At 38.0% G+C, this 14,115-nt stretch carries 10 protein-coding genes; 6 read left to right on the top strand and 4 right to left on the bottom strand.

Features of this window, described 5'->3' with window-relative positions:
• Positions 1 to 223: 223 nt before the first annotated feature.
• The 5 genes from LOS73_RS12880 to LOS73_RS12860 all read left to right on the top strand — a co-directional run bounded on the left by LOS73_RS12880 (position 224) and on the right by LOS73_RS12860 (position 7,574).
• A complete protein-coding gene (locus LOS73_RS12880) occupies positions 224 to 1,228 on the top strand; it encodes an HlyD family secretion protein (protein ID WP_033030382.1) in 1,005 nt (334 codons plus the stop codon).
• Positions 1,228 to 4,041, top strand: a complete 2,814-nt coding sequence (gene rbbA / locus LOS73_RS12875) for a ribosome-associated ATPase/putative transporter RbbA (protein ID WP_457933784.1) — start codon at positions 1,228 to 1,230, stop codon at positions 4,039 to 4,041. The genes LOS73_RS12880 and rbbA overlap by 1 nt, the downstream gene beginning before the upstream one ends.
• Before the next feature lie 2 nt (positions 4,042 to 4,043).
• Positions 4,044 to 5,165, top strand: coding sequence for an ABC transporter permease (locus LOS73_RS12870; protein WP_007375693.1), 1,122 nt, complete (start codon positions 4,044 to 4,046; stop codon positions 5,163 to 5,165).
• Positions 5,166 to 5,320: 155 nt separating this feature from the next.
• Positions 5,321 to 5,740 carry an MAPEG family protein gene (locus tag LOS73_RS12865; protein ID WP_007375694.1) on the top strand — a complete coding sequence of 140 codons (420 nt, stop codon included), beginning with the start codon at positions 5,321 to 5,323 and terminating at the stop codon, positions 5,738 to 5,740.
• Positions 5,741 to 6,206: 466 nt separating this feature from the next.
• Entirely contained in the window at positions 6,207 to 7,574 is a 1,368-nt protein-coding gene (locus tag LOS73_RS12860; RefSeq protein WP_457933783.1) for a hypothetical protein, read from the top strand.
• A gap of 688 nt (positions 7,575 to 8,262) precedes the next feature.
• Here the strand turns inward: LOS73_RS12860 and LOS73_RS12855 are convergent.
• The 3 genes from LOS73_RS12855 to LOS73_RS12845 all read right to left on the bottom strand — a co-directional run bounded on the left by LOS73_RS12855 (position 8,263) and on the right by LOS73_RS12845 (position 12,682).
• Positions 8,263 to 9,135 carry a LamG domain-containing protein gene (locus LOS73_RS12855; RefSeq protein WP_045984435.1) on the bottom strand — a complete coding sequence of 291 codons (873 nt, stop codon included), beginning with the start codon at positions 9,133 to 9,135 and terminating at the stop codon, positions 8,263 to 8,265.
• Between the two features lie 765 nt (positions 9,136 to 9,900).
• Entirely contained in the window at positions 9,901 to 11,748 is a 1,848-nt protein-coding gene (locus LOS73_RS12850) for an ABC transporter ATP-binding protein (RefSeq protein WP_033030379.1), read from the bottom strand.
• A 97-nt stretch (positions 11,749 to 11,845) separates the two neighbouring features.
• Complete coding sequence (locus LOS73_RS12845; RefSeq protein WP_457933782.1) at positions 11,846 to 12,682, bottom strand: hypothetical protein; 837 nt, start codon at positions 12,680 to 12,682, stop codon at positions 11,846 to 11,848.
• Between the two features lie 218 nt (positions 12,683 to 12,900).
• Between LOS73_RS12845 and LOS73_RS12840 the strand changes: the two genes are divergently transcribed.
• Positions 12,901 to 13,305, top strand: a complete 405-nt coding sequence (locus LOS73_RS12840) for a GFA family protein (protein ID WP_007375699.1) — start codon at positions 12,901 to 12,903, stop codon at positions 13,303 to 13,305.
• Between the two features lie 6 nt (positions 13,306 to 13,311).
• Here LOS73_RS12840 and LOS73_RS12835 read toward each other — a convergent pair whose 3' ends face one another.
• The gene (locus LOS73_RS12835; RefSeq protein ID WP_007375700.1) at positions 13,312 to 14,109 is read right to left on the bottom strand and encodes a class I SAM-dependent methyltransferase; all 798 of its coding nucleotides are present in this window, start codon (positions 14,107 to 14,109) and stop codon (positions 13,312 to 13,314) included.
• Positions 14,110 to 14,115 lie beyond the last annotated feature (6 nt).

Here is a 14,115-nt window from a genome sequence, read left to right as displayed (position 1 = left end):
GTTTTTTGATCTGCATCAAGCTTATAAGCGGCGGTAATGATAGATTATTAATAGGGATACTGACATTTAAAATTCATTAAAATCATCTACTATCGTGAAGTAACAAAGTAGAGTCACACCAGTGATAGTTAATACCAAAAATAGTGCAGTATTAGCCTAATCTTATGAAATAGGCCAAGACTGGCTACATTTACCTACTTTTATATACATGGAGTTTTACCGCATGACGATTAAATCGACACTCAAATCTCTCAGTACAATCGCTGCTGTGATCATATTGGGTGGGGGTGGTTGGTATGTTTGGCAAACTCAGCAACCCGCACTGCTATCTGAACAATTGCCAGAGAGCGTAGCCTATGGAAATGGCCGCATTGAAGCGACCGAGTACGATATTGCAACAAAATTGCCGGGGCGCTTGATTGAGGTTTTAGCACAAGAAGGTGACATGGTCGAAGCCGGTCAAACATTGGCGGTTATTGATACTGACGATTTAAATGCACAATTACGTGAGGCTAATGCTGGGTTACGTGTTGCTACTGAGTCACGTAAATATGCTTTGGCAATTGTAGAACAACATAAAAGTGAACTTACTTTTGCAGAAACCGAGTTACGTCGCTCTGTAGCACTGCTCAAACAAGGGCATATTTCAAAAGAAGTAGTTGATCAGCAACGAACAAGCGCTGCAACAGCGCAAGCGGCTTTAAAAGCGGCAAATGTAAAAGTGGTGCAGTCGGATGCAGAAATAGACGCAGCACAAGCGCGTATTGAGCGATTACAAAGTAATATTGCCGATAGCACCCTTAAAGCGCCTATTAGTGGCCGAATATTATATAGATTAGCAGAGCCAGGTGAAGTGCTTGGCAGTGGTGGGAAGGTTTTTTCTTTGCTTGATTTAACCGATGTGTACATGAGTATTTATTTGCCAACAGCGCAAGCTGGCAAAGTAACAATAGGCTCTGAGGCACGCATTGTAATAGATGCAATTGCGCAATACACGTTACCCGCTAAAGTTACTTTTGTATCAGCGCAAGCACAATTTACGCCTAAATCGGTAGAAACACGTAACGAGCGTGACAAACTGATGTTTAGAGTAAAAGTGAAGCTAGATTCAAAATTATTAAGCGATCATATTGAACAAGTTAAAACAGGCGTGCCTGGACTTGCTTATGTTTTATTAGCACCAGAGCAAAATTGGCCTATGCAGTTGCAGGTTAGAGTGCCTGAATAATGGCTGATGAAAACAATGGCAAAAAGCAGAGCAACAAAGCTAAAAAGCCTTTTAGTGTGGTTAAGCTTACTCAAGTTACGCATCGCTATGGCAATAATTTAGCGTTGGATAATATTAATCTGGAGTTACCTGCGGGCAGTATGGTGGGTTTTATAGGCCCTGATGGCGTAGGTAAGTCGAGTTTGCTTGCACTTATTGCAGGAGCACGTGCCGTTCAAAATGGTGACGTTGAAGTGTTAGGGGGCAATATGCGTAGTAGCCGCTTTCGTACTTCAACTTCGCCACGTATTGCTTATATGCCACAAGGATTAGGCAAAAACTTATACCCGACACTCTCTGTTTTTGAAAATATTGATTTTTTTGGTCGGCTTTTTGGGCAAGAAAAAAAAGAGCGTCAGCACCGAATCAAAAACTTATTAAAAAGCACTGGACTCACTGAGTTTGCCGATCGTCCTGCAGAAAAACTCTCAGGCGGTATGAAACAAAAACTCGGTTTATGCTGTGCGTTAATTCATGACCCTGAGTTATTAATTTTGGATGAACCAACAACGGGGGTCGATCCGCTTTCTCGTCGCCAATTTTGGCAATTGATTAACCATATTCGCGCTCAGCATAATGGTATGAGTGTACTCGTTGCTACCGCTTACATGGAAGAGGCAGATGATTTTGATTGGCTAATCGCCATGGACGATGGCAAAGTTATAGGTACTGGTAGCCCAGAGGAGATTAAGGCTCAAACAGGGAAAAAATCCCTTGATGAAGCATTTATATCATTGCTACCTGAAGAAAAGCGTCATGATCATCACGTACTTGTGGTTCCTCCTCGTCAGAATAATCTAAAAACTGATGAAGCCGCTATTCAGGCTACAGCGCTTAGTAAAATATATGGCGATTTTACAGCGGTTAACAATGTTAGTTTACGTATTGAACAAGGCGAGATTTTTGGCTTTTTGGGATCAAATGGTTGTGGTAAAACCACAACTATGAAAATGCTGACAGGCCTTCAACCGGCAAGCAGTGGCGAAGCTAAGTTATTTGGTCAAGTTGTTGATGCTAACAATATAGAAACTCGTAAGCGCGTTGGTTTTATGTCGCAAGCATTTTCACTTTATAATGAATTAACCGTTGAGCAAAATATGGTGTTGCATGCGCGCTTATTTCATTTACCAACAGAGCAAATTGCGCCGCGCGTTAATGAATTAATTATACGGTTTAACCTTAAAAAATACCGTGATGATTTTCCTGTCGATTTACCGTTAGGTATTCGCCAGCGTTTATCGCTTGCGGTTGCGGTAGTGCATAGCCCTGAAATGCTTATACTTGATGAACCTACCTCGGGCGTAGATCCTGTTGCACGTGATGACTTTTGGGAATTACTTATTGAGTTATCGCGTGAGCAGGGCGTTACTATTTTTATTTCGACTCACTTTATGGATGAAGCCGCACGCTGCGATAGAATTTCGTTGATGCATGCAGGAAAAATACTTGCCAGTGATACACCCGCTGCACTTTGCAAAGCGCGCAGTGCAGATACGCTCGAAGATGCCTTTATTGCTTATTTAGAAGAGGCGGTGCTTGAGTCTCAAGCGAGTTCTGCTTTGTCTACAACGACGGTCGATGAGCCTGAACCATTACCTGAGATTGAACCTAAAATACCGCCAATTGGTAAAAAGAAAGCGAATACCGCTTTTAGTTTTTTACGCTTGTTTGGCTATGCTCATCGCGAAACGCTGGAGCTATGGCGCGATCCTATTCGTTTAACCTTTGCGTTGCTAGGCTCAATTATTTTAATGTTTATTTTAGGTTATGGGATTACCTTTGATGTTGAAGATTTGAGCTTTGCGGTGATGGACCAAGATCAAACCCCCGAGAGTCGCGATTACGTTCAAAATATTGCCGGATCGCGCTACTTCATACAAAAAGCTGATATTAAAAGCCCTTCAGAGCTAGATAAACGAATGCGCAGCGGCGAGTTAAGTGTGGCCGTTGAGATCCCACCTAATTTTGGCCAGCAATTGAAACGCGAGCGCACGCCAGAAATTGTAGTTTGGATTGATGGTTCTATGCCTTTTAGGGCAGAAACTATATCGGGTTATATGACGAGTTCGTATTACAGTTATCTAACTGACTTATCATTGCGTACTTATGGAGTCATACCCAATTTAGTACCGGCGAATATTGAATCACGCTATCGTTATAATCAAGACTTTAAAAGTATTGAGGCCATGGTGCCTGCTGTTATTCCACTTTTGTTAGTGTTTATTCCTGCAATATTAATGGCGTTGGGTGTTGTACGTGAAAAAGAATTAGGTTCAATCACTAATTTATATGTTACACCGGTTACGCGACTCGAATTTATTATTGGTAAACAACTGCCTTACATTTTAGTTAGTATGGTAAGTTTTTTTGGCTTAGTTGCCCTAGCTGTCACTGTATTTGGTGTTCCGCTAAAAGGAAGTTTATGGGCGTTGAGCTTGGCTGCTTTATTGTATATAACAGCAACAACTGGTGTAGGGCTGTTAATTTCGGCTTTTACTAAGACACAAATATCGGCATTAGCGGCATCAACTGTGGTTGTATTGATGATTGCTGTTAATTTTTGCGGGTTGATTGACCCCGTTTCATCCTTAGAAGGCTTTCCTGCAATAATCGGAAAACTATTTCCAACTACATACTTTTTAGAAGCATGCCGTGGTGTGTTTAATAAAGCACTTAATTTTTCTGATTTATCGGCGCAGTTTTTACCTTTGCTTACTTTTATACCAGTGCTGACGTTAGCCAGTGTATTTTTACTTCCAAAGCAGGATAAATAGCCATGCAATGCCTTAGTAATATTCTTAATTTAGGTATCAAAGAACTGCGTAGCTTATGGCGCGATAAAGTGCTGTTATTATTTGTGTTTTTTGCTTTTACAGGATTAATTTATGTTGTGTCTTCGGCAACTTCCATTGAGTTAAATAATGCACCTATTGCAGTTGTTGACGGCGATCAATCACAACTATCTAAGCGTATAATTAATGCATTTTACGACCCTTACTTTAAAACGCCTGACGTTATTGCGTTAAGTGCAGTGGATCCTTCGCTTGATAACGGAAGTTATACCTTTGTGCTAAATATTCCGCCACACTTTGAGCGTGACGTTCTTGCAGGTAAGCAACCTACATTACAAGTGAATATAGACGCCACACGTATGTCGCAAGCATTTATTGGTGATAATTATATTCAAACAATTATTAGTGCTGAAATTAATGAATTTGTTCAAGGCTATCGAACGGTATACACACTGCCTATTAAGCAATCGGCGCACATAATGTTTAATCCCAATATGACCAGTGTGTGGTTTGGCAGTGTGATGGAATTAATGAACGTTATTACCATGATTTCGATTATTTTAACCGGAGCTGCGGTGATACGTGAGCGTGAACACGGTACGCTGGAGCATTTATTAGTAATGCCATTAACGCCATTTGAAATTGTAATTGCTAAAATTTGGGCCAATGGTTTAGTTATTTTATTACTGACCACTTTTTCACTTTTTATTGTAATTGAAGGCTTTTTACAAGTGCCTATTCATGGCTCAGCAGCGTTGTTTTTATTGGGCGCCGCCATTCATTTATTTGCGACAACATCATTGGGAATATTATTAGGAACGCAGGCGCGTACCATGCCGCAATTAGGCTTACTGATGATCCTTATATTATTGCCATTGCAAATGTTGTCGGGCGGGGTTACCCCTCGCGAAAGCATGCCTGATATAGTACAAAATATTATGTTATTTGCACCTACGACTCATTTTGTAAAGTTTGCTCAAGCCATCTTATATAGAGGAGCGGGGTGGGATGTAGTTTGGCCTTACTTTTTGGCTTTATTCGTAATCGGCAGTGTATTTTTTATATTTGCATTATCGCGGTTTCGTAAATCAGTCGCGTTTGGATAATAAGGTTTATCTAGTCGGTAATTTTTATAAAAAAGGTGGAATTACTTACATTCATAAATAGTTTTACTAAATTAAACTTATATTTATCAACAAACTAAGTGCGACCTAAAACTTGCTGGATAATACCAATTAAAAACACAATAAGGGATTTAATAATGACTGAAGTTACACTTTCGGCTTACTTAGCGTTTTACCTGTATTTAATTATGTTGGTTGTACAATGGGCAGTGGCTACGTTTAGTAAAGCAAAAGAGCCTAATGCGGTGCCAGGTAAAATTGATGAAGATTTATCGCACGACAGCTTTATATTCAGGGCGCATCGTACATTTCATAATACGCTTGAAAACAGCGCATTATTTATAGGTACTGTGTTATTTGCATTTGTAATTAATTACCAAAGCCCAATATTTGCAATGTGTATTTGGGTGTACTTAATTGCGCGTTTAATTCACATGGTACTGTACTACGCTATAGCAACAGAGAAAAACCCAAGCCCGCGTAGTTACTTCTTCTTAATTGGTGTGATTGCAAATGTGGTTATGCTAGTGATGATTGGTTTGAGGTTAATTGTATAGCTTATCTATTAAAGTAATAAATATTGTTCATCACAATATCTATAACCAAAGCGAAGTGATTTTATAATTACTTCGCTTTTTTTGTAAAGGGAGTGGGTCTCATTAAAATGATAGGGCTATTTTTAACCATGAGCATTTTGATTAAATTTTATTTACCTCTGTTTATGTGTCTTTGGTGTTAATTTAATGTATTTATTATATTAATTGACGCGTGATAAATAGGCAGGCAATATCTAACTATCTAGTAAATTATTTACACTACCTTTAAGTATTATCCAGGCAATTTACTCTTTGCTGTTTGGTTTTTACTTAGCCCGCGAGGTTACAAATCTTACGCCGTGGTTAAATCGTCTCAGATAGAGCAAATTTAATCCAAAGAGCTGAACAGGGCCTGCATAAAACGTATTATTTACGGTATTAAAATTGGTATAAGGAGGCACTTATTAAAATTAAAATAGTTTTAGCTTTGTCGATTGCCGCACTATTTGTTTTTTATCTACGTGCCGAGTTTTTTTTGCTAAGTCCAGATGCCTCTGATACTGATGACTCACCCGAAAGTGAAGTTACTTTAGAGACAACACGCTTTGTTTCAACTAAGGCGGAACAGCACTTGGGAGTTGTGTTTGATAGCTGTGATACGAAATTAAGCGATATGAAAGTCAATGATGAGTTTTCTATTTGTATTGAACTACTTCTTATTGAATTACGTGATGAAACGGTAGAGATTAAACTTGCAACAACGCAACCTCTTTATTTGGCATGGATTAAGGTAAATTGGCCATCAGCCTTAGAGCATATGCTTGGGCTGGATACCATAATGCGTAATCGCTTACTAAATAGTGTTGTTCCTGTCATTGGTCAATATGATCTACAAAATTTGTCTGAGTGGATTCAAAATAAAGGATTTGATAATAGCACTCAAGTTGATTTAATCACTGTTGCATACTCTTCGCTTATGGATGAGAGCCCCATTACAGCCATTGAAGACGTAAGATTTTCTTTGAGCCCTGCCGTTAAATCTGGTGTGATTGATAAACTGTTAAATCAATGGAGTAGAAAAAATGCTGGCGCAGTGATGGAGTGGTTTAGCCAACAGCCACGCCCAGATATGTATGCGCATTTAATGGGTTTTGTTTTGATGCAATTAATACAGCAGCAACCAAATGATGCTGAAAATATAATTTCAGAATTGCCTAACTCTCAATTAAAATTTGAGACCATTAAATTTTACACAAAAAAACTCGCTTCAGAAAATTTAGAACAGTCTTTGAACTGGGTTAATAGTATTGAAGATGAAGCAAGTAGGCATGTAGGAATAGTGCAACTACTGAAATATATGGCGACTAACGAGGAATATATAGGTCGTTCGTTTGACGTGGCATTAGCGCAAGAAGATCCTTTTTTCCGTGATAAGCTATTAAATAACCTTAGTATTGATATACCTTATAATAAATTAGGTATGTTGATTGATTTAGCGCCCACACTGCCAGTTTCTGCTAAAAAATGGGTAATGAGCAATATTGGCTCTCGTTTAATTGAAAATGATCCTGATATGGCACGTGATTGGCTGAAGTCATTAATGCCGAGTAATGAAGCTAGTTACGCAAAACGTATTGTTGGCGAAAAATCTATTGAACGTGATTTACCTTTTGCTACAGAGCTTGCTAATGATATATCGGATCAAGATGAGCGAATGTTATTAATAGAATCAATATTAAAATTTGTTTACGGACAAAATGATTTTGATTTTGAATTATTATACGAAACATTAAGATTGTCATCGAGTGAAATAGATCAAGCGAAAATAAAATTTTATAACGCTGATACACACTAGCGCCTGCTTATCTTTTGAGGTTAAATTTACAGCAGTGCGTTTGGTATTTAGGCAAGGCAGAGCCTATGTAGTGTGGCTATTCCCCAATAGGTGACAACTATACATAAAGAACACACGCGCTGCCCACGGTTTCTTTCATCGTTGCCTGTTGTAGGTAAGAAGTGAGTAGGACGCAGCAGCAGTTACCGAGCCTACTAGATTACAAATCTCGCGCTGCAATTAAATTACCCCTGAGTTGAACAAATTTAATCCTCAAAGATCAGCAAGCGCTGCTAGCGCCATAAAGCTGTTAGCTTAATGATTAAGCCGACAAAGTATTTATGAACAAATTTATTTTTATGAAGATAATAGTAGATGCCGATTTTTATTTTTAATTAAATAGAGGGGTGGTGATGTATTTATTTTTTGAGATTAATTAATCTGAACTTTGGTCAAGATTCTTGCTAACACATTGAATTGTAAAGATATTTAAATTTATTTTCTCTAGCCTGAGGTTTTCAGTGAAAATAAGGCGAATTCACGCGTCAATAGCTGCTCGAGATAGATTTACTATCCAGAGTTCAGATTAATTATACTTAATGCGGCTGTAATAGCCGCATTAAGTAGTTTTGGGGAGCTTAAATTTTATTGCTCCGTGTCGTATAACGAGAAGTAATAAAACCTAGTATTACAAATATTTTAGAATGACTTAGTTTGCTTTGTAAACACGTACCCAATCAATCCAAAATATACTTTTGTTTGAATCAGCTAGCTCGGTTGAATTTGGTTTTACATCACGCCAAGGCTGATGTTCCATATCTAAAATGATGTGCATTGGTTTATTTAGCCCTGTGCCGCCTGTATAGCCTTCAGGATCAATTATATTCGGACCCGAAACGCTGCGAACTAATACACCATCAATATAGTAATCTAGGTTCCATGCGTCCTTCCAATGTACACCGTAGCGACGAAATTTATTTCGGTATGTTTCACCGCTATTGTATACCCATGCGCCTGCGTCTTTTGGTTGGTAATCTTGAAATGGCTCACGTATAAAAACATGGTGACTTACGTGCATACGTTGGTCAAACCACTCTTGCCCTACACGATCACTGCCGTAGGACTCCATTGCATCAATTTCTTGAGTTGAATCAGAGCTCAGCATCCATACGGCATTAGCCATAGTGTTATTACTCGGTTTTACCATTGCCTCAAGATAAAGTGGGTATGTAAAAGTTGCTTTTGAAGAAACAATTCCTGCAAGCACTTTATTTGTTCCTGCTTTTTCAGTTGCCTGAAGGCCTAACGCACCACCAGTAGTGTAGGAATGACCTGAACTGAATTCAGTATCACCAGGCCCAAGCCAAGCATTAATATACGAAGCATTCCAACGATTGGTAAATGCTGCCGGTTTATTTGAAGTACCGGCTTGGTAGTTAAATTGGTCGGAAACAGTTTGTAATTGCCATGTTTTACCTGATCCAGCAGAAGCCGGAATACTATATGCGTCCCAATCTGCAGCATGTGTTGCTGTGCAGAGTATTGCGCAAGTAGAACAGGATAGTAGTTTTAATATATTCATATAAAATCTCCATGCAAATTAATGTAGATATGCTTCTTTAACTAGTGCGAGTGACTTTTGTGAATTTAATCATCGAAAGATAAACAGGCCCTAGATGAAACAATCTCTTTTGTGTGTACCTTCTATTATTTGTATCCATATTCAAACTCAAGCTTATGAAAATACCAGCATAAGCACACCGACATGGATACGTTTTAATAAAAGTGAAATAGTGTGTAATGTAACTTTGTTGTACTGATTTTAAAGTAACACCAAAGCAACTGTTTAATATTTACACAATTACACATTGTTAACAATAGATAGTTAAATATTTATTTTGTTAATAATTAAATTACACCTGTTAACATTGTTTTTTTGCTTAGGCGAGATGTTTTTTTCTGTATCAATCAGTTTAACTTTTATCAAAATAGAGATATTACTACTGCTAATAAATACCTAATATTGGAACTAGAGAAATATTTTTAATGAAGCAAGGTTGGATTGTTTTTATAACTTGATGTATAAATTGAAAAATAATTTATTTTTACAATTTTTATTTAAATCTATAGTAAAGAGCTATGCTAGGGACGTTGAGTTATTAATATTTTAACAATTAGAAATATGAAGTGAATGAACGTTTTACAAAGCAGTGAACGACACTAATATTTAGACAAATGTTTCATGAAACAAAAAATTTACATTTAAAGCGAAGAGCCTTGTAAGCAGCTTCGCTTTTATGTTTTTAGTTGCATCAAAATAAAGGCTAATATCTAGGGTCTTATATGATCAATCTACTCCTATAAATCCGCCAGTTTGGTGAGTCCAAAGTGCAGCGTAAATTCCGGCTTTAGCGATTAGTTCCTCGTGAGTGCCTTGTTCAACCACGCCCCCATCATCGAGTACAATTAATCTATCCATTTGCGCAATGGTTGAGAGCCTATGCGCTATGGCAATAACTGTTTTGCCTGTCATTAAATCATCAAGACTTGCCTGAATTGCAGCTTCTACTTCAGAGTCGAGTGCGCTGGTGGCTTCGTCGAGTATAAGTATGGGGGCATTTTTAAGTAGCACACGTGCAATAGCAATACGTTGGCGTTGACCGCCCGAAAGCGTAACACCGCGTTCGCCCACCTGTGCATCAAAGCCTTTATTGCCTTTGCTGTCGACTAAGTCATTTATAAACTCAAGTGCTTTAGCTTGTTTGGTGGCGTTGAGCATTTCATCGTGGGTTGCATCGGGGCGACCGTACAAAATGTTGTCTTTTACTGAGCGATGAAGCAAGGAGGTATCTTGCGTTACCATGGCTATATATCGGCGTAGGCTTTCTTGGCTTACGTCTGTGATGTTTTGCCCATCAATTTTTATTGTTCCTGAGTCTGTATCGTAAAAGCGCAGTAATAAGTTAACAAGTGTTGATTTACCCGCGCCAGAGCGACCGACTAAACCAATTTTTTCGCCAGGTTTAATATTTAAGTTTAAACCGTTCATTACTGGGCTTCGATTAGTTTCGTTTGACGCTTTACCGTAGTTAAAGTGTACGTTGTTAAACTCAATGGCGCCTTGGCTTACGTTAAGTGTATCGGCGTTTGGTTTATCGGCAACTTCGATAGGGTTTGACAGTGTTTTCATACCATCGGCTACGGTGCCAATGTTTTCAAATAAGCTACTTATTTCCCACATGATCCACTGCGCCATACCGTTTAATCTAAGCGCTAAGCTAACAGCAACTGCAATGGCTCCGGCGCTAATTGCGCTAAGCGACCATAAATAAAGTGATACAGCGGCAACCGAAAATACTAATAGATAATTTAAGCTTTGAATAACAAAGTTTAAGCTGGTTACTAAGCGCATTTGCTTGTACACGGGCTGTAAAAATACATCCATGCTTTGTTTTGCGTATTGCTCTTCGCGTTGGGTATACGAAAACAATTTAATGGTAGAAATATTAGTGTAGCTATCAACAATACGACCAGTCATTTCTGAGCGCGCATCGGCTTGTGAGCTGGCAATTTTTTTAAGGCGCGGTACAAAATAAAGCTGCACGCAGATGTATAAAGCTAACCAAACCAGTAACGGGATCATTAAGCGCCAATCGGCTTCGGCAACTAAAAATACCATAGAGCCAAAATAAACCACGATATACATTAATACATCGAGTAGTTTAGTCACTGTTTCACGAACGGCTAAAGAAGTTTGCAGTACTTTAGTGGCTATTCTTCCTGCAAATTCATTTTGATAAAAGCTAACACTTTGGCGCAGTAAATAACGATGCGCTAACCAGCGGATAGACATAGGGTAATTGCCCAGTAATGCTTGGTGTAAAATAGCAGAATGAAAAAATACGACGATGGGCAATACTAATAACAGCATAACAGCCATTTTAATAAGTTCAGACTTTTGCTCTATAAACAAGGTTTCGGGAGTGTAAGCCGTTAACCAATCGACAAGTTGGCCCATGTAGCTAAATAGAGAAACCTCTAAAATAGCAAGCATGGCGGCGCTGATTGACATAAGTAGTAGCGACAGCTCCATTCCTTTGGTGTAGTGGCGACAAAAAGCAAATAAAGTAGAAGGCGGCTGAGTGGGTTGGTCCTCAGGAAATGCTTTTGTCATTTTTTCAAATAATCGATACATTTTAAAAACTTAAATGGCAAATAATGGCGAGTATCATACCATTTAAGTATTTTTAAATGCAGGTTTGTAGGTCATTAATTATGAGTATTATTCTTATCTATTGCGTTGGGTTACTTAGATTTATTCCTTCGCTCATGTATAAATCATCGTATTTGAGCCCACCATTACCGTAAGGCTTTTTAATTGGGCCTGTATTACAGTTTGCTAAAAAATATATAAGCGGTTGTTCGCGCTTCATTCTAAATTGTGCATTTTTATATGCTAGAGTTTGCTTGCTAAATTCACCGCCTTTTACATAAACATCGTATTGTTGCCCTTGCTCTGAGACTGCTGCGTTATTAACAACGTACCATACGTCGTACCAGGTATTTGTTTGCAGAGGCTTGGCTGATTGCTTACTAGTGTAGTTTTGAATATTGCTATACCCGCTGTCGGTTTTAACCATTAATGCGCCATCGTTTACAAGCCCGTTTGATTCTGTTTTATCGGTTACGCGAAGTGTTGGCTCAAATGCATCGTACGCATGTTTATTAATTAACTCCGGAGTAAGATTACTCAGCCCAAAAGCGTGATTATTGGGAAACGCAGCGACGTTTATACGTATATAAAATGTGTAGGTTTGACCAACTTCAACCGCTAGTGGAAGTTTTGTATAAGAAAGCGCTTTACGATTTCCTAAAATGCCTTCAGCCGCAGGCTTTTTTAGTAAATAATGATTAACAGATGCGATTGCTTGTTCTGGTTGTATAATTGTTATTTGTGGATTTTTAACTTGTGGTTTGGTTTCATTTTGAGTATCAACACTTTGCCACTTGCTAAGTGAATGTTCAAAGTTATCAATAAGCAGCCAATCGCTCGATGTGTTTTTTTGAATGGTTGAACATGCTGATAGGGTGCTGAATAAGCAAAGAAATAAAATGTGTTTAGAAGACATAATTGGCTCTCGTAATATTAATGATATTTGGTTAACCAATTTTAATTTCGGCTATGGTTTTTATTAAAAGTCATATAACCAATTTAACTTTTTTATGTCAATCACTAAAACATTAGTTATGGTTTGATTGAGCTTGAAAAATGTAATATTGTCATTGTATTCAATCAGCTCAGCAAATTTTAGCTGAGTTGAAATTAATTAAATTATTAGGACGTTTTATGTATACGGGTTCGTGTTTGTGCGGTGAAGTAAGTGTTGAAGTATTGGGTAGTATAACCAGCATTATTCATTGCCATTGTTCACTATGTAGAAAAAATAGCGGGACTGCATTTGCAACTAATGGCTTTGTAAATACAGATGACTTCACAATAACGAAAGGGCAAGAACGACTCAGTGAATATAGTTTTAAAGCAGGGCGTACGCGCTATTTTTGTAAATGTTGTGGCTCTCCTGTTTATAGTAGTAATGCAGATGACAAAAGCAGAATACGAATTCGTCTAGGTATATTTGATAGCGATATTACTGAACAAGTATTGTCGCATAACTTTGTTACATCTAAGGCTAACTGGGAGCTGTTAGAAACAAGCTTACCGTGCTATGAAAAACATGAACCTGGGCGGTAGGACGTTTTATTCAATGTGGTAAATGCTGTTAATACTTTTATAAAGGTCTGGCGCAAAATTTATAAACAAAGGTGAGTTTTGTATTTCATCAACGTTAATATGCATCAACGTATGTTGGCACAATATCAATACTATATTTTTATATTCATTAAACTCTATTAGCGCCAAGCATTTAAAATGTTGCCTTATCAGTACCAAAAGGGCTTGTAATTCTTGACCTGTTTGCGGGTTTAAATTAACGATTACTTGAGTATTTGGCTCACTACAGCGATTTATGTTTTGCCAAAAGCTGTCATTGGTTAAAAAAGGCTGATGATGTTCACCACTAAAAATATCAATAGTAATTACGTTAAAGTTAGCTGTGCATTTTGAAATATACTGCTCAGCGCATTGTAAGTGGATATTGTGGTTACTTGGTAGGTTAAATAATTGCGTTGCAATAGAGGCTATATTTGGATTTATTTCGATTGTACTAAATGTATTAATGATATTTATGTAAGGCGTATGGTTTTGCAGGTGATACATGATTCGCTCAAACCCTGCGGTTCCTAAGCCTAAATTTAATATGTTTAGTGTATTTACAGGTTTAAGTAAAAAGAGCAACATGCATTGATTTACAGGGACGATTACTTGTTCTGGATGCACAAGGCACATAACACCTTGAATAGTAATATCTTCATCTTTTTTTTGTGCAAGTGTTAGCCAACGATACTGTTGATTTTGAAATACAGTTATAGGGCCAAAATCAGTTTGTTCTGATTTGATTTGGTTTGCTTCAATGGTATCGTTTTTTAGCTGACGCATAACTTA

The sequence above is a fragment of the Pseudoalteromonas sp. SCSIO 43210 genome, from assembly GCF_054133285.1.
This window is presented reverse-complemented; position numbering and strand designations above follow the sequence as displayed.